The sequence below is a fragment of the Simplicispira metamorpha genome (assembly GCF_004341365.1).
Classification (GTDB): domain Bacteria; phylum Pseudomonadota; class Gammaproteobacteria; order Burkholderiales; family Burkholderiaceae_C; genus Simplicispira; species Simplicispira metamorpha.
The window spans coordinates 233479-257847 of sequence record NZ_SLXH01000001.1; the positions used below are offsets into that span (position 1 = coordinate 233479).

General features: G+C 67.1%; 16 protein-coding genes. 4 read left to right on the forward strand and 12 right to left on the reverse strand.

Features of this window, described 5'->3' with window-relative positions; genetic code table 11:
* Nucleotides 1-65: 65 nt before the first annotated feature.
* Nucleotides 66-6926, reverse strand: coding sequence for a DUF4347 domain-containing protein (locus EV674_RS01150; protein WP_119013585.1), 6861 nt, complete (start codon nt 6924-6926; stop codon nt 66-68).
* Nucleotides 6927-7440: 514 nt separating this feature from the next.
* On the opposite strand from EV674_RS01150, the gene EV674_RS01155 reads away from it, so the two are divergent.
* Nucleotides 7441-8142 carry a LuxR C-terminal-related transcriptional regulator gene (locus EV674_RS01155; protein ID WP_119013587.1) on the forward strand — a complete coding sequence of 234 codons (702 nt, stop codon included), beginning with the start codon at nt 7441-7443 and terminating at the stop codon, nt 8140-8142.
* Nucleotides 8139-10109: a sensor histidine kinase gene (locus tag EV674_RS01160; RefSeq protein ID WP_241524955.1), complete on the forward strand. Its 1971-nt coding sequence runs from the start codon at nt 8139-8141 to the stop codon at nt 10107-10109. The genes EV674_RS01155 and EV674_RS01160 overlap by 4 nt, the downstream gene beginning before the upstream one ends.
* A 100-nt stretch (nt 10110-10209) precedes the next feature.
* On the opposite strand, the gene pap is transcribed toward EV674_RS01160, so the two are convergent.
* The 9 genes from pap to EV674_RS01205 form a co-directional block, all read right to left on the reverse strand.
* Nucleotides 10210-11766 (reverse strand): polyphosphate:AMP phosphotransferase, encoded by a 1557-nt coding sequence (gene pap / locus EV674_RS01165; protein WP_119013589.1) that lies wholly within the window; start codon nt 11764-11766, stop codon nt 10210-10212.
* A gap of 68 nt (nt 11767-11834) precedes the next feature.
* On the reverse strand, nt 11835-12755 hold the full coding sequence (locus tag EV674_RS01170; protein WP_119013590.1) for a ProQ/FINO family protein: 921 nt from the start codon (nt 12753-12755) through the stop codon (nt 11835-11837).
* A gap of 177 nt (nt 12756-12932) precedes the next feature.
* Nucleotides 12933-14159: a glycolate oxidase subunit GlcF gene (gene glcF, locus EV674_RS01175; protein ID WP_119013591.1), complete on the reverse strand. Its 1227-nt coding sequence runs from the start codon at nt 14157-14159 to the stop codon at nt 12933-12935.
* 30 nt (nt 14160-14189) lie between these two features.
* Nucleotides 14190-15047: a YoaK family protein gene (locus tag EV674_RS01180; RefSeq protein WP_119013592.1), complete on the reverse strand. Its 858-nt coding sequence runs from the start codon at nt 15045-15047 to the stop codon at nt 14190-14192.
* Nucleotides 15048-15068: 21 nt separating this feature from the next.
* Entirely contained in the window at nt 15069-16205 is a 1137-nt protein-coding gene (gene glcE / locus EV674_RS01185) for a glycolate oxidase subunit GlcE (protein WP_119013609.1), read from the reverse strand.
* A gap of 112 nt (nt 16206-16317) precedes the next feature.
* Nucleotides 16318-16563 (reverse strand): hypothetical protein, encoded by a 246-nt coding sequence (locus tag EV674_RS01190; protein ID WP_119013593.1) that lies wholly within the window; start codon nt 16561-16563, stop codon nt 16318-16320.
* Nucleotides 16564-16782: 219 nt separating this feature from the next.
* Nucleotides 16783-18231, reverse strand: coding sequence for an ammonium transporter (gene amt, locus EV674_RS01195; protein ID WP_119013594.1), 1449 nt, complete (start codon nt 18229-18231; stop codon nt 16783-16785).
* A 43-nt stretch (nt 18232-18274) separates the two neighbouring features.
* Nucleotides 18275-18613 (reverse strand): P-II family nitrogen regulator, encoded by a 339-nt coding sequence (gene glnK / locus EV674_RS01200; RefSeq protein WP_119013595.1) that lies wholly within the window; start codon nt 18611-18613, stop codon nt 18275-18277.
* A gap of 59 nt (nt 18614-18672) precedes the next feature.
* Nucleotides 18673-19404, reverse strand: coding sequence for a TorF family putative porin (locus EV674_RS01205; RefSeq protein ID WP_119013596.1), 732 nt, complete (start codon nt 19402-19404; stop codon nt 18673-18675).
* Between the two features lie 289 nt (nt 19405-19693).
* Between EV674_RS01205 and EV674_RS01210 the strand changes: the two genes are divergently transcribed.
* Together EV674_RS01210 and EV674_RS01215 are read left to right on the forward strand one after the other, a co-directional pair.
* Entirely contained in the window at nt 19694-21253 is a 1560-nt protein-coding gene (locus EV674_RS01210) for a YifB family Mg chelatase-like AAA ATPase (protein WP_119013597.1), read from the forward strand.
* 85 nt (nt 21254-21338) lie between these two features.
* Nucleotides 21339-23702, forward strand: a complete 2364-nt coding sequence (locus EV674_RS01215; RefSeq protein ID WP_306418975.1) for a GspE/PulE family protein — start codon at nt 21339-21341, stop codon at nt 23700-23702.
* A gap of 39 nt (nt 23703-23741) precedes the next feature.
* On the opposite strand, the gene EV674_RS01220 is transcribed toward EV674_RS01215, so the two are convergent.
* Both EV674_RS01220 and EV674_RS01225 read right to left on the reverse strand, forming a co-directional pair.
* Complete coding sequence (locus tag EV674_RS01220; RefSeq protein ID WP_119013599.1) at nt 23742-24074, reverse strand: MazF family transcriptional regulator; 333 nt, start codon at nt 24072-24074, stop codon at nt 23742-23744.
* The gene (locus tag EV674_RS01225; protein WP_119013600.1) at nt 24047-24277 is read right to left on the reverse strand and encodes a hypothetical protein; all 231 of its coding nucleotides are present in this window, start codon (nt 24275-24277) and stop codon (nt 24047-24049) included. The genes EV674_RS01220 and EV674_RS01225 overlap by 28 nt, the downstream gene beginning before the upstream one ends.
* Between the last annotated feature and the right edge of the window lie 92 nt (nt 24278-24369).

The window sequence follows — 24369 nt, forward strand, 5'->3', positions numbered from 1 at the left end:
GCGTGGTGCAGCGGTGCAGCCCATCGCGCCGCTGGTGGCGGCGCACTCCCACCACATGGCGCAAATCACCCCAGCGCTTCAGGCACGGGCATGGGTGCCAGCCCCACCAGACCGGCGGGGCCGCCGTCGCTGGGCAGGAAGCGGTCGTGGTACTCCTGGGACTGTACGAATGCGTCAATGGCCCCCAGCACATCGCCCTGGTTGTTGAGCACATGGAGCCAGTGTTCATACCCGCTCTGGTCTGGCGTGCGCCCCAGCAGGCCTACGTAGAACAGTGTCACGCTGACTTCCTCGCGCATCAGTTCCTGGTATTCGCTCGATTGGGCAAACCCGGCCAATGCCTCGCCGCGCGTGGTGCCGCCAGCCAGCTGGCCCAGCCAGTAGGCCTTGCCGGGAGCGTCAGGCAACCGGCCCAGCACGTTCTGGTACAGCGTGTCGAGGAAGCCCGCGTTGTCCAGCGCCCCGTACTGGCGCTGGAATTCGCTGCTGTCGGCAAAGCCTTGGGCCACTTGCTCCAGGCTCTGGCCTTGGTTGAGCATTTGCTCCATCCAGTGGGTCATGCCCGCTTCGTCCGGGATGCGCTCAAAGGCGGCAAAGTACAGGCGGGCCAGTGCGCCAGCATGGGTCTGGAACTCGGACGAGCCGAGAAAAGCGTTGGCCACTTCAGCGCGGCTTTGCGCGCCACTGTCGAGAATCTCTCGCCAGTGCGTCAGCCCGGTCTCTTCAGCCTCGCGGAACAGCGTGTCGCGGTACAGCTGCATGGCGTAGAGCTTGGTGCTGCCAAAGACGTCGTTGTCCTTGACGCCTACGGTCAGGCCATGGGCTGCCTCCAGGGCGTCGGGGAACTGGTCATGGTCGCTATCGACTGGTGGGGGCACGAGCGCCATTTTTCCGGGGGCGCCGGGGTCGGTGATGACGCCGTCGGCTTTGCCGTCCAGGTCGAACTGGCCACCGTCCTGGATGACAAAGTCCAAGCGGGTTTTGCCATGCTCGGTGACCACGCGCCCGCCGTTGGCCGCACTGGCCAGGTTGACCCAGGTGCCACTGGCGTCTTGTTTGTAGTAGCCGTCAATGTCCAGGGCACCGTCCAGGTAGAGGCTGAAGGTTTCGGTAGCCCCTGCCGTATCGGCTTTGGCCGTGAAACTGAGCAGGCCCAGCGGCGTGCTCAAGCCCTCGGGCAGGTCTGCGGGCGCGTCTTTCTGGCCGATGCTGGTGATCTTGGCGTTGCCCGCCTGGGCACTGACTTTGCCATCCTGGCTGCCAACCACCAGGGTCACTGGCGTCTGAGGCGCTTGCGGGTTGCTGCTGACGCGGTCGGTCTGGCGCAAGTTCAGCGACGTTACCTGCGATTGCTCACTGTCTTTGATGCCGTCGCCATTGCCGTCCCCAGCGACCACTGGGCCACCGGGGCGCGAGGGAATGCCCGGGACGCTGCCCTCTTCTTCAGCAGAAACACCATCCCCATCATCGGGTGGCGATGCGGCAGCCACCGAGATACGGAAGGTGTCTGTCACCGTGCCGCCGTTACCGTCGCTGGCGATGACATCAACGCTGACAGCGCCGACGTTGCTGTGAGCCGGTGTGCCGCTGAAAGTGCGGGTGGCCGCGTTGAAGTGGAGCCAGTTGGGCAGCGTACCGCCCCCAGCCAGTTGCGCGCTGTAGGTGAGCGTGTCGCCGTCCACGTCAGCAAAGCTGTTGGCCGCAAACTGGAAGTTGAAGGCCGCATCTTGCTTGGCGTTCTGGTCAGGCACTGCGTTGACCACTGTGGGCGCATCGTTTACCGCCGTGATGTTCACCGTGGTGCTGCCCGCCGCAGTCAAGGCCCCGCCGCTGCCCTGGCTGCCGGTGTTGCCGTCGCTGAAGCTCCAGCCGATCTGCACGCTGGCCGGGGGGGCGTTGGACGTGTTGGCGTAGCCGATGCTCGACAGCACTTCATTGACCCGCGCCTGGGTGGCGCTGGCGTTGAAGGTGATGGTCAGCCTGCCGCCGGTGTTAGTCACGGTGCCCACCGTGGTGCTCGAGAGCACCGCGTTGCCGCCGGTGAAGGCCAGGTTGCCCAGCGCGCTGAACACGTCTTCTGCGGCGCGGCCCCCTGAGCGCGCCAGCGTGACGCTGGCGCCGCTGTAGTTGCCCAGGCCGCCGTTCAGGGCAGCCAACTCGGCATCGAACACCGCTACCGAGGCGTCCAGCGCAATGGCGCTGGCATTCTCGGTGTAGCTAGGTGCGCCGTCGAGGTTGCTGAAGGCTGGGGCGTTGTTGACCCCAGCAGCAGCGCTCAGGTGGTAAGTCCCCGTCACCGCCGCCGCTACGCCGTCGCTCACGCTGACGCCGATGCTGGCCGCACCAGCGGCGCTGGCGGTAAAGGTGGCACCAGCGATGGCGGCATTGAGGGTGGCAGCGGTGCCGCTCAGTTGGATGCCCGCCGTGGTGGTGTCTGCATCTGTCAGCCCGTTGAGGGTGCCGTTGGTGGCCGTCAGCGTGACATTCAAGACGACACCCGCGCCATCGGCATCGCTCACGGCAAAGTCTGCAAGCGCTGCAGCCGTCCCTGCGGTTACCGCTTGCGCGGTGCCCGGCAGACCACTGATGGTGGGCGCATCGTTCACCGCCGTGATATTCACCGTGGTGCTGCCCGCCGCTGCCAAGGCCCCGCCGCTGCCCTGGCTGCCGGTGTTGCCGTCGCTGAAGCGCCAGTCCACCTGCACGCTGGTGGGCGGGTTGTGGCTGGTGTTCTGGTAGGTCAGCGATTGCAGCGCACCGTTGACGATGGCTTGGGTGGCGGCATGGTTGAAGGTGATGGCCAGGGTGCCGCCCGTCTGGGTGAATGTGCCGATGGTCGTGCCGCTCCACACCACGTTGCTGCCGCTGAACGTGAGGCTGCCGCTGGCGCCAAACAGGTCGTCGGTGCTGGCGCCGCCGCTGCGGCCCAGGGTCAGGCTGGCGCCATCGTAGTGGCCCTGGGCGGCCAGGTCAGCGTCCAGCACATGGGCACCGGGCTCCAGCAGCACGGCGCTGGCGTCTTCGGTGTAGCTGGCGGTATGGCCCAGGCTGGGGGTGCTGGCAAAGCTGGTGTCCAGCGAGCCGTCGGTGTTCAGCCGCACCACGCTGAAGTCATTGTTGCTGCCGTTCGAGCTATAGCCCACCAGCACGATCTTGCCGTCGGCTTGCAGGGTGACGCGGTAGGCCACGTCCTCGCTGCTGCCCACGGGAAGAAGGAGCTTGCCGTCGCCGCTAAAGCTGGTGTCCAGCGTGCCATCGGTGTTCAGGCGCACCACGCTGAAGTCAACGTCGCTGCCGTTGTTGCTCAAGCCCGCGATCACGATCTTGTCGTCGGCTTGCAGGGTGACGCTGTAGGCCAAGTCACTGCTGCTGCCCACAGGCAGGAGGAGCTTGCCGTCGCCGTCAAAGTCGGTGTCCAGCGTGCCATCGGTGTTCAGGCGCACCACGCTGAAGTCATAGTTGCTGCCGTTGTGGCTACTGCCCGCCAGCACGATCTTGCCGTCGGCTTGCAGGGTGACGCTGTAAGCCAGGTCGTTGCCGCTGTCCACGGGCAGGAGGAGCTTGCCCGTGCCGTCGGTGCCAAAGTCGGTGTCCAGTGAGCCATTGGCGTTCAGGCGCACCACGCTGAAGTCATTGTTGTTGCCGTTGTGGCTACTGCCCGCCAGCACGATCTTGCCGTCGGCTTGCAGGGCGAGGCTGTAGACCTGGTCGTAGCCGCCCACGGGCATGAGGACTTTGCCGTCGGTGCCAAAGTCGGTATCCAGCGTGCCATCGGTGTTCAGGCGCACTACGCTGAAGTCGTAGTCGCCGCCGTTATTGCTATAGCCCGCCAGCACGATCTTGCCGTCGGTCTGTAGGGTGACGCTGCGGGCCACGTCGTCGCTGCTGCCCACGGGCACGAGAACCTTGCCGCCTCCGCCAAAGTCGGTATCGAGCGTGCCGTCACCGTTCAGGCGTACCACGCTGAAGTCATCGTTGCTGCCGTTGTGGCTAGTGCCCGCCAGCACGATCTTGCCGTCGGCTTGCAGGGTGACGCTGTAGGCCTTGTCTTGGCCGCTGCCCACGGGCACGAAGACCTTGCCGCCGGTGCCAAAGCTGGTATCGAGCGTACCGTCGGCGTGCAGGCGCACCACGCTGAAGTCATCGTTGCTGCCGTTGTGGCTAGTGCCCGCCAGCACGATCTTGCCGTCGGTTTGCACGGTGACGCTCCAGGCCTGGTCGTGGCCGCTGCCCACGGGCACGAGGAGCTTGCCGCCGTCGGGCAGGGTGAACCGGGGGGCGGTGTTGACGACCGGGGCGCTCAGGATGAAGTCATTGCCCGTTGCCCCTGTGTAGCTGGCAGTCAACACCGTGTTGTTGCCGCCCGCCGTCAGCGTACCGCCTTCAGCCAGGCCGCTGAAGGTTCCGGTTACGGGGTCGGTCATGTCATTGGCGATCAAGGTATAGCGGTCGCCCGAGCCCGGCGTGTAACCGTGGGTGGCCGAGAGCGATCCCGCAACATGCACCGTTCCCTTGACGACCACCTGGTCATACCCCGTTCCCGCCGTGGTGCCGTTGATCTGCACAGCCAGTGTGCTGCCCGCTTGCATGTCCAGGTTGCCGTTGATGGTCAGCACGCCCGTGCCCGCGCCGCTGCCGGGAGACAAGGTGGCGCCACTGGTGAGGGTGGCGCTGCCCCCGATGCTGCCGCTACCGCCCAGGGTGGCGCCAGCACTCACGGTGACAAGGCCAGTGCCCAGCGCGCCATTGACGAGCACGGCGCCAGCGTTGACTGAAGTCGCTCCGCTGTGGGTGGCGCTGGAGCCCGACAGCGTCAACGTGCCCGCACCGCTCTTGGTCAGCCCGCCCGCACCGGCCAGCGCGGTCGCGAAGGTGGCGGTGTCGCCCGCGCCGTTGACGACAGTGAGGGAGGCGCCCCCATCGATCGTCAGCGTGCCGCCAGTCAGCGTCACGCCGCTGGCAGCGCTCAGATCCAGTGTCAGGCTTTCGCTGATCGCCACGCTGCCCAGCACCAAGGTCTGGCCCGCCAGAGTGGAGGCGAGCACGATGGTCTGGCTGCCGGTGGCATCGGCGGCGGCCATGGCGATGGCTTCGCTGAAGCTCACGCCGTTGCTGGGGTCGATGGTGGCGGTGTCCGTGGCGCTGGTGACGTAGATGGTGTCGCTGGTCACCGCCACATCGGCGGTAGTGCTGGCCGCGCCGTCGCTTAGCGTGAAGCGCAGGGTGGCATCGCCAGCAGGCGTGTCATTGCTGTAAGTGATGTGCCGCACCACGTCATTGACCAACGCGGTGGTGGCTGGCGTACCGCTGCTGGTGAAGTGGATGGTCAGCACGCCGCCGGTATGGGTGTAGGTGGCGAAAGTCTGCCCGCCTGGCACCGATTGCAGGCTTCCGCTGGCACCCGTGTCGCTGGCGGTAAAGAGGCTTGATGCACCGAAGCCGAAGGTGTCGCTGGTCACCGCTGTGCCAGGGCGCTGTACGGTCAGGCTGGCGCCGTTCCAGTCTCCATGGCCGCTGTTGAGCGCACCCAGTTCGGTATCCGTCAGTGATGCGTCACCGCCCGCGTCGAGTGTCACCGTATTGCCCACGCCGGCCCAGGCCACGCTGTTGCCGTCCAGGCTGGCGATGGTGGGTGGGTTGTAGGTCCAGGTGCTGTCGGCGGTGCCAGCAATGTTGGCGGTGGATGCACCGGAAGTGCCGTGAGGGCCCAGGCCCGACGCACCACCGGCGCCACCCATCCCGGTATTGCTGCTGATGTCAACGCTGTCGGCTTCATAGCGGAAAGTGCCATCGCTCGACACCTGCACACCGCCCGTGCCATATCCACCGTTGCCGGCGTAAATACCAGTACCCCCGTTGCCGCCCGTGCCGGTGTTGCCAGTCAGCGAGGATGCTGCCATATGCACGGTGGAAAGGGCGCCTATGTACAGCCCCCCAACGGCCTTGCCACCCAACTCTAGATCATCGGAGCCGCTCCAACCGTTTGCAACGTTGTTGGTAATGAAGGAGTTGACGATGGTGGCCAGGGTATTTGTGCCGGTGACGGCAATGCCTGCGCCCAGGGCGTCTTTGCCGGAGAGGTTGCCTTGAAGCTTGCCGTTGGAGACAGTCAGCCCGTCCAGCACCACCGTGCCAGCAGTGATGTTCAGCACACGGCTGGCTGCGTTGCCGTTGATGGTGATGTCTGGCGTGCCGTTGCCGTCGATGTCGCCCTTGATCTGGAGGTCAGAGGTGATGCTCAGTTCCCCCGAGCTGAGGGTGATGGTGGAGCCACTCAGACCTGGCGCGAACGCGATGGTGTCGGCACCGGGTGCGGTGTTGGCATTGACAATGGCCTGGCGCAATGACCCGGCGCCGCTGTCTAAATTATTGGTGACGGTCAAAGTTGCCAGCGCATGGCCATAGGCAGCCAGGGTGTCGTGCGACAGGGCCACCGGGGCCGCGATGTGGCCGGTGGCAATTTCCAGCGCCCAGTCGCCCTGGGCGCCCGTGCGGTTGTCGCTGGCGGCCACATCAGCGCCCGTCAAGGCCGCCAGATTCGACACCAACTGCGCGCCCTGTGCGCCGCGCCCCAGGTCGCAGGCATAGAGCAGCAGGTCGCCGTCGGCCGTCAGCCCGCGCCCCAGCACCGCCAGGGCATCGGCCTGGCCCGCCAGGGTGCTGTTGTCCAAAAAGGTGCCGCCCAGCCACAACTGGCCTTCGCTGCCATGGGCCAGCACATGCACGGTGGCCACGTCACCGCGTTGGCCCAGTGCGGCCGCCATTTGCGCCAGGCCGTCTGCACCCGCTTTCAGGTAAACCACCTCCACGCCGGGCGCCAAGCCCTTGAGCAAGGTGGCCACGTCTTGGACGCGGCTGTCCACAAAGACGACTTCACGCGGGGCCGCGCCGGTGGTGTCAAGGGTGCTGGTACTGGCAATGGTCATGGTCTGCTTTCTTGACGTGTTTTTGGCCTCTGGCGCTTATGCAGCAAGCGCTGGTAGCTATTAATTTTGATGATTCTTGGTGGTGATGGCGTTGGCGCGGCGGCAGGGTGGTTTTGCCTGCACCGGGCAGGCCGGTGGGCCACCAGGTGGTGGCCGTGCCTTGGCGGGTCATGAAGAGAAGGTCGGCTTGCGTACCACGCCTTGGCGCTGGTACCCGGCGCCGCAGATGCTGCGCCGGGTGGCGCTGACGGGAAAGGAAATGCGCATGTCTTGTTCTTTTCTACTCTTGTTTTAATAGCTGCAAGCGCCCTGTGCATCAGCGCTGGAGGCAAAAATCAATCCACTTCTTTGGCGAGACAATGGACTGTAGGCATTTGTGGCTTTTTGCAACATCCCTGAAATTGGGTAATTTGCAGCCCCCTCTTGCAAAATCCCCAATCTCAGGGATAGGCGGGGCAGGGCGCCTGGCCTAGGATGGCCCATTCGTTTTTTTACGTGCCCATGGCGCCCCAGCATGTCCGATCCCTCGTTTTTTTCTGCCGATTCGACGCTGCCCGTCCCGGTGCTGGTGGTAGAGGATGAGCCGCTGTTGCAGCAGCGCCTGCGCGGCGTATTGCTACAACTGGGCTATGCGCCCGATGCACTGGTGTTTGCCGCTTCGCTGGCCGAGGCGCGGGTGTGCCTTGCGGCGCAACCGATGGCCCTGGCGCTGGTGGACTTGGCGCTGCCCGATGGCAACGGCATGGCGCTGATCGAGCAGATGCGCCTGGAAGACCCGGGGCTGGGCATTCTGGTGGTGTCGGCCTGGAGTTCCGAGGACGCCATCCTGGGGGCGCTGCGTGCGGGCGCGACGGGCTATGTGCTCAAGGAGCGCGACGATCTGGAGGTGATGCTGTCGATCCGCAGCGTGCTGCGCGGGGGCGCGCCGATTGATCCGTTCATTGCGCGGCGCATTTTGCAGCTGCTGCCCCAGCCTGCGCCGGTGTCATCAGTGGCCGCCGCTGACATCGCCCCCCTGGAAGAGGCGCTGAGCGCACGCGAGTCGCAGATTTTGCGGCTGGTGGCCGATGGGATGAGCAACCGCGAGATTGCCGAGCAGTTGTTTTTGTCGCGCCACACGGTGGAGTGCCACATCAAACGCATTTACCGCAAGCTGGCCGTGCCCTCACGCACCCGCGCCGTGCATGAGGCGCGGGCCCGGGGGTTGCTGGCGTGACGGGGTGCCTGGGGTGGCTGCGCGACAGGCCCGAGGGCGTGCTGGCGGTATGGGCGAGGTGGGTGGTAACGCTGGTGCTGGCGGTGGGCGGGCCGGTCTGGGCGCAAGCGGATGCCCCACCGGGCGGTTCGGCATGTGCGCCGCGCGTGCTCTCGGTCATGGCCGTACGGGCCCTGGACGGTGTCGATGCAGCACCCCGGGGCGGTATGGCCGACCGGCCTGCGCAAGGCTGGGAGCCGGTGCAGCTGCCCGATGTGTGGACGCGCCGCTGGCCGAATCACGATGGCGCGGTGTGGTATCGCATCGATTGGGAGCGCCGCTGCGCAGGTGGTGCAGCAGAGGCTGCGCCAGTGGCCCTGGGGTTGAGCGGCATGAGCATGGCGGGCGAGGTGTTCATCCACCGCGATCTGCTGTGGCGCGATGCCTCGCTGGTGGAGCCGCTGTCGCGCAGCTGGAACAAGCCGCGCTGGTGGCTGCTGCCCGAATCAGCCCTCAACGCCGGTGTGAACACGGTGTGGGTGCGCGTGGTGGGGTTGTCGGTGCTGTCGCCTGGGTTGGGGACGCTGCAGCTGGGGTCTGCCCCAGAGGTAGCGCTGCAACACGAGCGCAGCCACTGGCAGCAGCAGACGGTTTATTTCATCAATGCCGTGATGTCGGCCATGGCGGGGGCGATGTTTTTGCTGGTGTGGTGCCTGCGGCGGCAAGAACATGCCTATGGCTGGTTTGGCCTGATGTCGCTGGGCTGGTTGGTGTACCTGACCACATTTTTGGCCGACACGCCCTGGCCCTGGCCCGACACGCTGACCAAGTCGCGTGTCAGCATGGTGGCACTGGTGTGGTATGTGCTGTGCGCATGCCTGTTCACCTTCCGCTTTGGTGCACAGCGCTTTGCGCGTGTGGAGCGGGCGCTGTGGGTGCTGGCAGCTGTGGGCGCTGCTGCAGCGCTGCTGGCGCCGCAGGCGATGGCGCGGCAGGTTTTCATGGCGGTATGGCTGAGTGCGGTGGCGGTTTTCTTGGCCAACTGCATTCAGTTCCAATGGCACGCTTGGCGCCCCCGCGCCGCAGGGCGCCAGTGGGGGCACATTCTGTTGGCGCTGTGCTGGCTGGTGTTTGTGGTGGTGGCTTTGCACGATCTGTTGATCGTGGTGGGCACGTGGGAGGTAGCACGCAGTTGGGCGGCCCTGAGCGGGCCACTGATCGTGACGCTCATGATGCTGCTGCTGGGCGGTCAACTGGCCCAGCAGATGGGCAGCGTGGAGCGCTTCAACCGCGAGCTGGAGCAGGGGGTGGCCCGCGCCCGCGCCGATCTGGCCCAGGCCCTGGAGCGCGAGCACGCCCAAGCGCTGGAGCACACCAAGCTGCAAGAGCGCATGCAGATCGCACACGATCTGCACGACGGCCTGGGCGGTAGCCTGATGCGCAGCATGGCGCTGGTGGAGCTGGCACCGCAGCCACTGGCCAACCAGCGCGTGCTGTCGCTCTTGAAGGTGCTGCGCGACGATTTGCGCCAGGTAATCGACCATGGTTCCAGTGCCGGTGCGCAGGTGCCCGATACACCGGTGCAGTGGGCTGCGCCGCTGCGCCACCGTTTCACGCTCCTCTTTGACGAAATGGGCGTGGCCTCGCAGTGGCGCATTGCCCCGCAGTGGCAGGGTCGGCCCAGCGCGCTGCAATGCCTGGGCCTGACACGGTTGGTGGAAGAGGCGCTGTCGAACGCCCTCAAGCACAGCCGGGCACGGCATGTGTGCGTGCAGTGCATGCAGCCGCAGCCAGACACCTTGCAGCTGCGCATTGCAGACGATGGCGTGGGCTTTGACGTGGAGGCCGTGCGCAATGCAGGCCTGAGCGTGGGGATGCGCAGCATGACCGCGCGCGCCGAGCGCATCGGCGCCACGCTCACGGTCGAATCGGGCGAAGGGGGCACGGTTCTGACGGTGGCGGTGGCGCTGGCACCACTACCGGCCTGATATTTGCTATGGACAAAAGACTGGCCACCCAATGGGTGGGAGCGCCAGAGCAGCGCCGCTCTGGAACGAGAGGCCGCCTTGCTCTACAGGCCCACCGGGCTTACTTTTTCTTGCCCCGCTTCTTCTCGGAGGGGCGCTGACCACCGGGGCGCTCGGCATCAGCCCAGTGCTTGGGGCTGCGGGCCAGCTCAGTTTCCAGGCGCTCGCACAGGGTGCGCAGGATTTTGATGCGGGCATAGCGCTTGTCGTTGGCCTCTACCAGCGTCCAGGGGGCGGTGCCGGTGCTGGTGCGCTCGACCATGTCGCACACGGCCTGCTGGTAGGCGTCCCATTTGTCGCGGTTGCGCCAGTCTTCCTCGGTGATCTTGGAGCGCTTGAACTCCACCCGCTGGCGCTCCTGGAAGCGCCGCAGCTGCTCTTCCTGGCTGATCTGCAACCAGAACTTGACCAGAATCAGGCCCGCCTCGGCCATCTCGTGCTCGAAGTCGTTGATCTCGGTGTAGGCGCGCAGCCAGTCGGCATCGGTGCAAAAGCCCTCGATGCGCTCGACCAGCACCCGGCCATACCAGGTGCGGTCAAACAGCGTGATGTGGCCGTGGCGGGGCAGGTGGCGCCAAAAGCGCCACAGGTAGGGCTGGGCGCGCTCTTCGTCGGTGGGCGCAGCCACGGGCACGATGCGGTACTGGCGCGCATCCAGCGCCCCGGCAATGCGGCGGATGGAGCCGCCCTTGCCCGCTGCGTCCGCCCCCTCGAAGGCGCAGACCAGCGCCCGGTGCTGCAAGCGCGGGTCGCGGGCCAGCTCGGCCAGGCGGCCCTGCCAGTGCGCCAGCTCGTTCTGGTAGTGCTTGTCGGTGAGCGACAGGCCCAAGTCCAGCGCAGACAGCACGTTGCGCCCGTCGGTGTCCACGCGCACCATGGGCGCCACGGGCGATGTCGGGTGGCTGGTGTTGGCCAGCTTGGCGCGCAGGGCATCGCGCAGCACCTTGCCCACGGTCAAGGCGCGGTAGTTGTCGTTGGAGCCGTCGATCACCACCCAGGGCGCCCAGGGCGTGTTGGTCATGCGCAGCAAGTGGCCAGCGGTGGCTTGCAGCTGGTCGTAGGTTTCCAGCCGGTCCCAGTTCCACTGCGTCACGCGCCAGGCGGTGCGCGGGTCGCTGGCCAGGGCCTTGAGGCGTTTTTTCTGGGCCTCGCGCGTGAGGTGGAACCAGAACTTGAGCACCAGCGCGCCTTCGTTGACCAGCATGGCCTCGAAGCGGTTGATCTGGTCGGCCCGCGCGTCCAGCTCTTTGCGCGAGATGTCGCCATCGATGTGTTCGCGGATAGGGTCGGAGTACCACGAGCCGGCAAACATGCCGATGCGCCCCTTGGGCGGCAGCGCCTGCCAGTAGCGCCACATGCTGGGGCGTTCGCGCTCTTCGGTGGTGGGCCGGGCAAAGGCCAGGGTGCTGAGAAAACGGGCATCCATCCACTCGTAGAGCAGGTTGATGGTTTCTCCCTTGCCCGCGCCGTCCTGGCCGCTGATGAGCAGCACGACCGGAATCTTGCCCTGCGCATACAGCTCGGCCTGCGCGCCGAGCAGGTCGGCCCGCAGCGCAGGGACGGCTTTTTTGTAATCGGCCTTGGAAATCTTGTGGCCGATTTCGGCGGTTTCGAACATGGTGGCTCTCCGGGGGAGTGGGGGAGAGCCACTGTAGCGCCGTGGGCGCAGCGCCGAAACCGGCCGGTTTATGCGGCGTCGGGGGCCGCCTCGGGGGCGGCAGGCTCGACCACCGGCGCCGCCGCACGGGTGCGGGCGCTGTGCAGGGTGCGGGTCACGGTGCGCGCGTCCATGCCGTACATGTCGGCAAACTCTTCCACCGTTTTGCCGCTGGCCTCGAAGGTGCGCAGCAGGGCTTCTTCGCGGGCGGTTTTGGCGGCCAGTTCGGCCAGGGCTTCATCGAGCAGGGCGTTGGCCGCTTCGTCGCGGTTGCGCACGCGCTCGGCGTAGTCCTCGCGCGTGAGGCCGCTGGCCTCGATGTTGGCCACGATGCGCGCGCGCAGCTTGGGCAACAGGTCTTCGCTGCTGCGGCCCTGGCGGCGGCGGTACACCTCCACCAGCGCCTGGTGGATGTGCTCGGGCGCCATCGCTTCGACGGGCTGGCCTTGCAGGTCGTGGCGCTGCTGGCCCGCCGCCACGCATTGCAGGTAGCGCGTGGAGCGGGTGTGGATGCCCAGCGCCAGCTTCAGCGCCTCGCGCTCAAACAGGTCGGGATGGGCGGCCTGCAGGTCTTGAAAAATCCCACGCTTGAGCGGCAAAAACACCGCACCAAACAGCTGCGGGTACAGCTCGGCAAGCTTTTCGAGGGTGGGCGGAATGGGGCGCGGCGCGCGGCGCGCGGTAGCGGCGCCATCGGCGGCAGCGGGCGCATCGCCCTCGGTGGCTGCTGCGGCGGCGGAAGAGGAGTTTGCGGGCTTGCGGCCCCGGCCACCGCGTCCGCCCCGGCCACCCCGGCGCGAAGCGCCAGCGGGGCGGGAGTCGGCCTGGGCCGCTGCGGGGGCGCCCTCGCCGGGCGCAATGGTGGCGACGGCTGCAGCCGCAGCGGGCGCCGCGGCATCAGGGGCAGCGGGCGCGGCGGTCTGTTCTGGGTGTGGCACGGAGTCGGTCATGGGCGTAGCGGTAGAGGGCAACAAAACCCTCAATCATGCCAGCCTTGGCGCAAAGGGTGCGCAGTCCGGGCAGCGGCGCCGGAGCCGAAGCGGGCAAGATCTGCCCTTAGCGGACAAAGAACAACGGCAGAAACGCAGCGCAGCACCCACCGCCACAGCCCCATGCGCGCTACCTGCCTACCCCGCCAGCGCCTCGTCCAGCACCTGTACCCAGTGGCGCACGGGTGTGTCGGTGCCGCTTTGCAGGTGGGTGATGCAGCCAATGTTGGCGCTGGCGATCACGCTCGGCCCCAGCGCTTGCAGGTGGCCCAGCTTGCGCGTGCGTAGGGCCTGCGACAGCTGCGGCTGCAACACCGAATACGTGCCCGCCGAGCCGCAGCACAGGTGCGCCTCCTGCGCCACGCGCACGTCAAAACCCAGCGCGCGCAGGTGCTGCTCGATGCCGCCGCGCAGCCGCTGGCCGTGTTGCAGCGTACAGGGCGATTGCAGCGCCACCACCCCCTGCGGCACGTTGCGCAATTGGCCTTGCAATGAGGCGGCAATGTCGGGCAGCAGCTCCGAAAGGTCGCGCGCCAGGGCGCTGATGCGTGCGGCTTTGGCGGCGTACTGTGCATCGTGCTGCAAGTGGTGGCCGTACTCTTTGACCATGGCGCCGCAGCCCGAGGCGTTGAGCACGATGCACTCGACAGCATCGCTGCCCACCCGGGGCCACCAGGCGTCGATGTTGGCGCGCATCTGCGCCAGGGCGCCTTGCTGGTCGTTCAGGTGGAACTTGACGGCGCCGCAGCAGCCCGCCTCGGGGGCGATCACGGCCTGTATGCCCACGGCGTCCAGCACGCGCACGGTGGCGGCGTTGATGCCCGGCGCCATGCTGGGCTGCACGCAGCCCTCCAGCAGCAGCACCTTGCGCGCGTGCTGGCGCCGGGGCCAGTGGCCCGCCGCCGTGGGCACAGGCACCTTGGCGCGCACGCTGGCGGGCAGCACACCGCGCAGGGCCTGGCCCGCCTGCATGGCCGAGTCAAACAGCGGCGAGGTCAGGCCCTCTTTGAGCGCCCAGCGCACGGCGCGTTCGCCCAGCGGGCGCGGCACTTTGGCATCGACGATCTTGCGGCCCATGTCCACCAGATGGCCGTATTGCACGCCGCTGGGGCAGGTGGTTTCGCAGTTGCGGCAGGTCAGGCAGCGGTCCAGGTGCAGTTGCGTGCTGCGCGTGGGCGGCGCCCCCTCCAACACCTGCTTGATGAGGTAGATGCGCCCGCGCGGGCCGTCCAGCTCATCGCCCAGCAGCTGGTAGGTGGGGCAGGTGGCGGTACAAAAGCCGCAGTGCACGCATTTGCGCAGGATGGCTTCAGCGGCCAGGCCCTCGGGCGTGGCGGCAAATTCGGGGGCGAGCTGGGTTTGCATGGGCGGTGGCGGCGAAGCTCAAAAAAATGGTCAAGGGGGCGGCGCGGGCGGGGCAGCGCGCGCCGCAGCGGACGGGGCAGGCGGCGCAGCAGGCGCCGGTGCGGCAGACACGGGCGCGCCCGCCGCACTGCGCAGGCGGCGCGAAGCGCCCAGCAGCCGGGCGCGGTCTATCCACAGCGGGGGCAGTGCCAGCGCCAGCAGCACCAGCGCCAGCGGCACCACAAACACAAAGCCCACGTACTTGAAGCCCGCCGCCCCGGCCACGCCGCCCACCAGAAACATGGCCAGCAGCCCGGCCAACAGGCCCAGGCGCTGGTGGTTGGCGCGCACCTGCTGCTCGGGGCGGGCGCTGCTGCGGTTCCAGTACAAGAGCTTGCCCAGCTCGATGCCCAGGTCGGTGATGACGCCGGTCATGTGCGTGGTGCGGATCTGCGCCGACGACATTTTGGTGACCACGGCGTTTTGCAGCCCCATGATGAAAGACAGCAGCAGCACCGTGACCGGCACGGCAAACGGCGTACGCCAGTCCAGTGTGACGGCGCCCACCAGGCCAAACACCAGCATCAGCAGCGCCTCGATCAGCAACACCAGCGCGTAGCTGCTGTGCAGGCGCTGCTGCAACGCCCAGTTGACCAAAATCGCCGTCACCGCCGCACCGCTGACAAAGGCCAGCAGCGCGCCCAGGGCACTGAGCACCAGCACCATGTTGCCCAGCACCAGGTTGTCGGCCAGCAGCGAGACAAAGCCCGTCATGTGCGAGGTGTAGAGCCTGACCACCAGAAAGCCCCCCGCATTCACCGCGCCCGCATTGAACGCCAGCAGCAAGCCCAGGCGGCGGTTGCTGGCCACCGTGCGGTGCTGGCCGGTCAGGCGGCGAAAGCGGCGCATGGCTGAACCCCCAGCGTGCGTTTACCGCTGCCAGGCCATGCGGCCCGGGTTGAAGATGCCAGCGGGATCAAAGCTGTGCGCCAGCCGTTCGTGGATGCGCCGCTGTGCCGCAGAAATGGGGTCAAAATGGCCTCCAGCGCTTGCAGGGCCTGCGCCACCAGCTATGAAAAGAGAAGCGCTTCCACCCACCTGCGTGGCCGCAGCGTGCAGCGCCGCCGCGTGCTCGCGCCCGGCCTGCACCCAGCGCAGGGCGCCGTGCCATTCGATCAGCGGCGGCGCCACGCCCGCAGGCAGCGCCAGCACGGGCGCCGTGGCGGGCAGCGACAGGCGCCATACGTCCAGCCCCGGCTGCTGCGCGCGCGCGGCAAACCAGGGCAGCTGCTGCTCGCGGCAGGCGGCCCAGTGGGCAGCGGCAGCGGCGTTGTCCAGGCGCTCACCGCCCAGGGTGCGGCAGGCCGCTTCTACCGCCGCCACCGCGCCGCGCAGGCGCACATACAGCGTGCCCGCGCCTGCGGCCCCGGCCCCTGTGGCGTCTGGCACCCAGCAACTGGCGTTGAGCGGCAGCGGCTGAGCGCCCCAGGTGTGCAGGTGGCGCAGCGCCTGCGCCTGGTCGCAGCCAAAGCGCAGCGTGGCCTCGGCGGGCGCCACGGGCAGCACCTTGAGGCTGACCTCGGCGATCAAGCCCAGCGTGCCCCAGGCGCCCACCATGAGGCGCGATACGTCGTACCCGGCCACGTTCTTGATCACCTGCCCGCCAAAGGTGAGCCGCTCGGCGCGGCCATTGACCAGCACCACGCCCAGCACGTAGTCGCGCACCGCCCCCACGCTGGCGCGCGCCGGGCCCGACAGCCCCGCCGCCACCATGCCGCCCACCGTGGCGCCGGGGCCAAAGTGCGGCGGCTCAAAGGGCAGGCACTGGTGCTGCTGGGCCAGCGCGGCCTCCAGCGCGTGCAGCGGCGTACCGGCGCGCACCGTGACCACCAGCTCGCTGGGCTCGTAGCTGAGGATGCCGGTGTAGGCGCGCGTATCGAGCACCTCGCCGTGCAGCGGCGCACCACCGTGGAAGTCTTTGCTGGCGCCGCCGCGAATGCGCAGCGGCGCCCGGTGCGCAGCGGCATCGCGCACGCGCTCGATCATCTGGGAGAGAACGGTGTCCATGGCCGGGCATGGTAAGCCCATGCCCGGTGCACGCGCCATGCGGGCAGCGTGAATTTTCTGCACAGCGGGCGTGAACAAACCGGTGCGTCGGCCCGCGCGCGGTGTGCGCGGTTTATGCGGGGGGTTCGTCTGCGCACAGCGCCGCGCTGATCTGGGCGGCGTCCAGCACGGCAAAGCAGCGGTTGTGCTGGGCCGTCAATGGCCCGCCACCGGGCACCAGGGCGGCGCCTTCGTAGCCCATGGCCTTGAACTTCCAGGTACCGCTGATCCGTTTGAGGTGGCCCACCGGCGCGCCGCCGGGCAGAAAAACCGCCACCACGCCCTCGTTCAGCGGTTGCAGCGTCAACAAGGTGGCCATGCGTTCTCCTGGGCAGATCAAAGTGGTGGGCAAATTGCTATTTTTATGATAGCTGCTGGCGCTTATCCCGCAAGCTACAGAGCCTATTTTGACCAACAACCGCACGCCAGGCTCCCATAAAAAAAACCCGCCAATCGGCGGGCCAAGGCCCCGGGGGGCCAGAGGAGTCTCTCGCAAGGGCGGGCGGTGCCACCAGACACCGCCGCCACCACACCCAGTTCAGCGGGTATATGCCGTCTCGCCGTGCGAGGTGATGTCCAGACCTTCGCGTTCAGCTTCTTCCGATACCCGCAGGCCCACGATCACATCGGCCACCTTGTAGGCAATGAAGGCCACCACCGCCGACCACACCGCCGTGATCAGCACGCTCTTGACCTGGATCCACACTTGGGCACCCATGGCAAAGGTGTCAGGGGTCAGGCCGCCGGTGCCGCCCAGGTTTTGCGAGGCAAACACGCCGGTCAGGATGGCACCCACAATGCCGCCCACACCATGCACGCCAAACACGTCGAACGCATCGTCAGCACCCAGCATTTTCTTCAGGCCACCCACGCCCCACACGCACAGCGGCCCGACGATCAGGCCCATCACGATGGAGCCCATCGGCCCGACAAAACCGGCTGCCGGGGTGATGCACACCAGACCGGCCACCGCACCCGAGGCAGCGCCCAGCATGGAGGCCTTGCCCTTGTGCAGCGACTCCGCTGCCAACCACGACAAGGTGGCTGCGCCGGTGGCCAAAATGGTGTTGATGAAGGCCAGACCGGCCACGCCGTTAGCGGCGCCAGCGGAACCGGCGTTGAAGCCAAACCAGCCCACCCACAGCAGCGAGGCGCCCACCATGGTCAGCGTCAGGCTGTGCGGGGTCAGTGCTTCTTTGCCAAAACCGATGCGCTTGCCCACCATGTAGGCGCCCACCAGACCAGCGATACCGGCGTTGATGTGGACCACGGTGCCACCGGCAAAATCCAGCGCGCCGTCCTTGCCCAGCAGGCCGCCACCCCAGACCATGTGCGCCATGGGGATGTAGCTGAAGGTGAACCACAGCAGCGAGAAGATCAGCACGGCAGAGAACTTGATGCGCTCGGCAAACGAGCCCACGATCAGCGCCACGGTGATGGCGGCAAACGTCGATTGGAAAGCCACGAACACGTACTCGGGGATGGTGGGCAGCAGGCTCGACAGGGTGTCGGGCGCAATGCCTTTCAGGAACAGCCGGTCAAAGCCGCCAAAGAACTGCCCCTCGCCCGAGAACGCCAGGCTGTAGCCGTACACGGCCCACAGCACGGTGATCATGGCGAAGATGACAAACACCTGCACCAGCACCGACAGCATGTTCTTGGAGCGCGCCAGGCCGCCGTAGAACAGCGCCAGGCCCGGGATGATCATCAAAATCACCAGCATGGTGGAGGTGAGCATCCAGGCGGTGTCGCCCGAGTCCAGCTTGGGCGCAGCGGGCGCGGCAGCAGGCTCGGCCTCGGCGGCGGTGGCCACCGGCGCTGGAACGGGAGCCGCAGCCACCACGGGCGGGGCCACGTCGGCAGGGGCAGGGGCCGCCACGGTGGTGGCGCTGGTGGATTCGGCCACTGCGGCGGTTTGTGCCAGGGCGGGCACGGCGCTGGCCAGCAACCCCACGCCCAGCAGTAAGCAAGCAAGTAGTTTTTTCATGGCAATTCTCGCGTTCGTGGAAAAAAGAGGGGAGAGCTGTGGCCTACAGGGCTTCCTGCCCGGTTTCGCCGGTACGGATGCGCACCACCTGCTCCAGGGCCGAGACAAAAATCTTGCCGTCGCCGATCTTGCCGGTGCGCGCCGCACCCTCAATGGCCTCGATGGCGCGATCGACCAGCTCGTCGGCAATGGCCGCTTCGATCTTCACTTTGGGCAAAAAATCGACCACATATTCAGCGCCGCGGTACAGCTCGGTGTGGCCCTTCTGGCGCCCAAAGCCCTTGACCTCGGTCACCGTGATGCCTTGCACGCCGATGTCTGAGAGTGCCTCACGCACCTCGTCGAGCTTGAAGGGCTTGATGATGGCTGTCAGCATTTTCATGATCAGTTCCTCCGGGAAAAAGGCGGGGCACCGGCGGCGCCCGCCTGGGGTTGGGTCGGTTACAGGGTTTTGGTCAGGGTGACGAGCAGGCGCGTCTTGTTGACATCGCCAAAGTACGCTTTCTTGCTGGCCCCGGCCACCGCAGCGCCCAGCGACAGGCCACTGCCAAAGTCATAGGCCGCGCCCACGCTGTAGTCCATGTAGTTGGGCACGCCCAGGCTCTTGATGCCGCTGGAGAAGCGCGTAAAGCCCACCGAGGCTTTGAGCGTCCACTGGGGTGCGATCTCCTGGGCATAGGCAAAGCCCAGGTAGCCGGAATTGCGGCCCTTCAGACCCGAACCGGCCTTGGCACCGGCCCAGCCAAAGTAGTCTTTGGACACCGCGTGCGAATACTTGGCCGTGACGGGGCCCCAGGTGGCGGCGCCGTACAACTCGGTGGTGTTGCCGGTGGTGTTGCCGGGGAACAGGTAGGTGACGGCGCCCACGTCCCAGTCCAGGCCGCCTGCCTTGAATTTGTAGCCGCCGTACAGGTCGGCCTCCAGCGAGTTGCCATCGAGCCAGTTGACGGTGGAGTTCCAGTTGCCCACGTACCAGCCGGACTCGCCAAAGGCGTAGTCAAAACCGCCTTGCAACGCGGGCTTGACGGCGCGCGTCTTGCTCGTGTCCTGGTCTTGGCCACGGAACTTGTAGTTGCTGGTCAGGCTGACGTTGCCGGTGAGCTGGGCACTGGCGGCAAAGGGAAGGGCGCAGACCAGGGCGATGCCGAGGGCTTTGAGGGATGGGTGGGTCATGGTTCCTCCAGAAAGGTTGTAAGCGAAAGACACAAAGCTCAAAGCACAGAGCGTGCCAGCACTGCTGGCCTTACATTGGCGGTGCAAGATGGCGCCGCTGTGCACTGTATTGGTGCTTTGCGCCTGCGCTGGAGCATGGCAGCGCCTGTGACGCACTTCTCTGGGGAAAACCCAGGCCGTCCAGAACAAACTTCGGTTTGCAAGCCCCCCTCTTTCAAGTGGAGAGAATCCATGTGGTGGAGGGGCCACCTCTTCCAAATTCGCCTTTTCAAGGGGCGCGGATTGAAACATGAGTCTTGCTTTGGTGCAAAGCCGGGCCCTGCTGGGGCTACAGGCGCCACCCGTCACGGTGGAGGTGCATCTGGCCAACGGCCTGCCCAGCTTCACGCTGGTGGGCCTGGCCGATGTGGAGGTGAAAGAAGCGCGCGAGCGGGTGCGCTCGGCGCTGCAAAACGCGGGGCTGGAGTTTCCGCACAACAAGCGCATCACCGTGAACCTGGCGCCTGCCGATCTGCCCAAGGACTCGGGCCGCTTTGATCTGCCGATAGCGCTGGGCATTCTGGCCGCCAGCGGGCAGATCGACGGCGCGCGGCTGGCGGGCTACGAGTTTGCCGGAGAGCTGTCGCTGTCGGGCCAGCTGCGCGCGGTGCGCGGCGCCCTGGCCACCAGCCTGGCCCTGCGCACGCAGCAGGTGGCCGCGCAGCTGGTGCTGCCGCCGGGCAGCGCCGAAGAGGCCGCGCTGGTGCCCGATGCGCGCGTGTACCGCGCCCGCCACCTGCTGGACGTGGTGCAGCAGTTTTTGCCCCCCGGCAGTGCCGATGCAGCCGGTGGCAGCGCCCACGCAGGCGCCGCCACCGATGACACCACCGGCTGGGCGCGCATGGACGCGCTGCCCCGGCCCGCCAGCACCACCTATGCCGACCTGGCCGACGTCAAAGGCCAGGCCGGTGCCAAGCGCGCCCTAGAGATTGCCGCTGCCGGGGGCCACAGCCTGTTGCTGATGGGGCCACCGGGCTCGGGCAAATCCATGCTGGCGCAGCGCTTTGCGGGCGTGCTGCCCGAGATGGAAGTGGACGAGGCCCTGGAGAGCGCCGCCATCGCCAGCCTGGCCGGGCGCTTTGTGCTGGAGCGCTGGGCACAACGCCCCACGTGCAGCCCGCACCACACGGCCAGCGCCGTGGCGCTGGTGGGCGGTGGCTCGCCGCCGCGGCCCGGCGAGATTTCGCTGGCGCACCATGGCGTTTTGTTCTTGGACGAGCTGCCCGAATTTCCGCGCGCCGCCCTGGAAGCGCTGCGCGAGCCACTGGAGACGGGCCACATCACCATCGCCCGGGCAGCACGGCGGGCAGATTTTCCGGCACGCTTTCAGATGATTGCGGCCATGAACCCCTGCCCCTGCGGCTACCTGGGCGCCGCCCAGCGCGCCTGCCGCTGCACGCCCGACCAGGTTGCGCGCTACCAGGCCAAACTCAGCGGCCCGCTGCTTGACCGCATCGACCTGCACACCGAAGTGCCCACCCTGCCAGCGCACGAGCTGCTGGGCGCGCCGCCTGGCGAGGCCAGCGCCACCGTCCGCCAGCGGGTGGTGCAGGCACGCGGCGCCGCCATCACCCGCCAGGGCTGCACCAACCAGGCACTGCAAGGCCAGGCCATAGACCAGCATGTGCTGCTGGAGCCCGCCGCCGCGCAGTTCTTGCAAACCGCCTCGGCGCGCCTGGGCTGGTCGGCCCGGGCCACGCACCGCACGCTCAAAGTGGCGCGCACCATTGCCGACCTGGCCGGTGCGCCGCACACCCAGATGGCCCACGTGGCCGAAGCCATGCAGTACCGGCGCACGCTGGCGAAATAACGCTGGCACCGCGCCCATCAAAAGTGCCTAATCTTTGGCCGACCAGACGCTCTACCACGGGCCACAGCACACGATGATCGACGCCTTGACCTCCCCCGCTCCCCACGAACCCTCCAGCCTGGCTTGGCCCTTGCCTCCGGTGCCGGGCTACAGCGAGGCGTCCACCAGCGCCGCACCACCCTGCGACATGGAAGCCACCAACGGGCAAACGCGCCAGCTGCGGCTGGTGTCACTGCACAGTGGCCGGCGCCTGGCTGTGGTGCAACAGCCCCCTGCCGAGGCCAACATGGCACTGCGCTTTGCCATGCTGCGCCGACTGCGGCTGACCACCCCGCTGGCGCCCGTGGCCAGCAGCGCCGCACCGCGCCCGCGCACCGACTACGTGCTGACCCTGGACAACGGCCAGACCCTGCGCGGCCAGACCCTGGGCCATGTGGAAAACGACCTGGGCCTGTTCCTGTTCCACCCCCTGGGCACGGACGACAGCGTGGAGCGGGTGTTCTACCCCCGCGAGTCTTACCAGACGCTGTACATGGCCGAACCTGCGGCGCCCGCGCTGCCCCCCGCGCTGGCCGCCAAGGCCATCACCGAACCCGAGACGCTGCTGCAAGCCCTGGAGCAGCAAGCCCGCATGCCCGTGGTGCGCATTGGCGAGGCCCTGACCGCACTGGGCCTGGTCACACCGCAAGAGCTGGACGAAGTGCTGCACAAACAACAAGGCCAGCGCGGCACGCCGCTGGGAGAAATGCTGGTGCAAAGCGGCCAGATTTCGCGCGAAGACCTGCAAATGGCGCTGGCGCGCAAGATGGGGTTTCCGGTGGTGGACGTGGCCCACTTCCCCATCGACCCCGAGGCCCTGCAAAAAGTGCCGTTTGCCATGGCCCAGCGGCTGCACGTGCTGCCACTGCTGTACCGGGGCGGCCTGCTGGTGGTGGCCGCTGAAGACCCCTCGCGGCGCAGCACCATCGACACGCTGGAGTTCATCACCCAGTCGCGGGTGCTGGCCGCGCTGGCAGGCGCCAGCCCGCTGGCGCAGACCCTGCCCGCCAGCTACACCCGCCTGGGGCTGGACACCGCAGGCACTGGCCCTGGCCCACGGGCCGCCGGGGCCGAGGCCCCCACGGCATCGGCCAGCGAGCTGCGCGAATCCCTGGAGCTGGGCAGCGTCAGCGATGACGACCAGGAGCCGCAAATCGAGCAGACCGACAACTCGCTGGTGCGGCTGATCAACACCATGATCATCGACGCGCAGCAGCAAGGCGTCTCCGACATCCACATCGAAACCTACCCCACCCGGCGCAAGCTGCGCATCCGGTTCCGCAAGGACGGCGTGCTCTCGCCCTACATGGAGCTGCCGCACACCTACCGCGCCGCGCTGGTGGCGCGCATCAAGATCATGTGCGCGCTCGACATCTCCGAGCGGCGCAAGCCCCAGGACGGAAAAATCAACTTCTCCAAGTTCGTGACCGGCCACGCGCTGGAGCTGCGCGTGGCCACCATCCCCACGCAGCAAGGCGCCGAAGACGTGGTGCTGCGCCTGCTGTCGTCGGCGCGGCCCGTCACGCTGCAAGCACTGAACCTGTCGGCGCCCAACCTCCAGCAGCTGACCGATGCCGTGCAGCGCCCCTACGGCCTGGTGCTGTGCGTAGGCCCCACCGGCTCGGGCAAAACCACCACCTTGCACTCGCTGCTGCAACACCTGAACACGCCCACGCGCAAAATCTGGACGGCCGAAGACCCCATCGAAATCACCAACCCCGACCTGCGCCAGGTGCAGGTCAACCCGCGCATCGACTGGACTTTTGCCAAGGCGCTGCGCTCGTTTTTGCGCGCCGACCCGGACATCATCATGGTGGGCGAAATCCGCGACCAGGAAACCGCCCAGGTCGCCATCGAGGCCTCACTCACCGGCCATCTGGTGCTCAGCACCCTGCACACCAACAACGCCACCGAAACCGTGGTGCGCCTGCTGGACATGGGCATGGACCCGTTCAACTTTGCCGACTCGCTGCTGGCCGTGCTGGCGCAGCGCCTGGCGCGCCAGTGGTGCAGCCAGTGCAAGCGCGCCGAGGTGGCCGATGAAGACTTTGTGCAGGCACTGCTGCACGAATACCTGCGCCCCTTTGCCCCCGACCAGCGCCCCGACCCCGAGCCGCTGCGCGCCGACTGGGTGCGCCGCTTCGGCCAAGACGGCCAGCTTATGCGCTACCACGCTGCGGGCTGCCCGCACTGCAACGGCACCGGCCTCAAAGGCCGCCTGGGGCTGCACGAGCTGCTGCTGGTAGGCCCGCAGGTGCGCCACCTCATCCAGACCCGCGCCCGCCCCGAAGAAGTGCAGCAGGCGGCCATGGAGCACAGCCACTTCCGCACCCTGCGCCAGGATGGCATCGACAAAGTGCTGGCCGGACTGACCAGCCTGGAGGAAGTGCGCGCGCATTGCAACGCCTGAGCGCTGGCGCGTGCGCCGCCCCTCTTCTGCACTTGCCGTTCACTCGCGTAACAAAGCCACCACTTGGTCCACCACACGCTGATGCGCTGCCGCCTTGAGCGTACCAGCCACCCGCTGAAACAACGATTCGTGCGCTGTGAACAACTTGCCAGCCCGGGCATAGCTGCTCAATTGCAAGCTGCCCTGCGCAAAGTCGGCGTCTGTCAGGGCAATGGCCCGTGCATCGGCATAAGGTTTGCTGGTAATTTGGCACAGTACCCAGTCCCCCTTGTCCACACCCGCCAACAACAAGGCGGGCCGCAGCTTGCTGGCCGACAGGTCAGAGAAGGGAAAAGGCAACAAAATCACTTGCCGGGTTGCAAATGCGCCCATGCGGCCTCCTCTTCTTCGCACAGCCAGTCTTGGGCCAGTGCTCGCTCACTCAGGCTGGCGCCGCACAGGGCGGTCTCGCCCAGCGGCGCTTCGTCAGTGAACGTGACCAGCACCCGGCGTGGCATGTTCACCACGTTGCCGGGCAAGTCAAAAAACAGCAATTTCCCGTTGGGCTGTAACACAGCTTCGTAGGTTTGCAGCATGGTCAATCTCCTTAGCATTGTTTTTGGCGAAGGCAAGGGGGCAACGCCATCACGCTGATACAGCGGTTTTCGGCGACCGCCAGCCCTGGCAC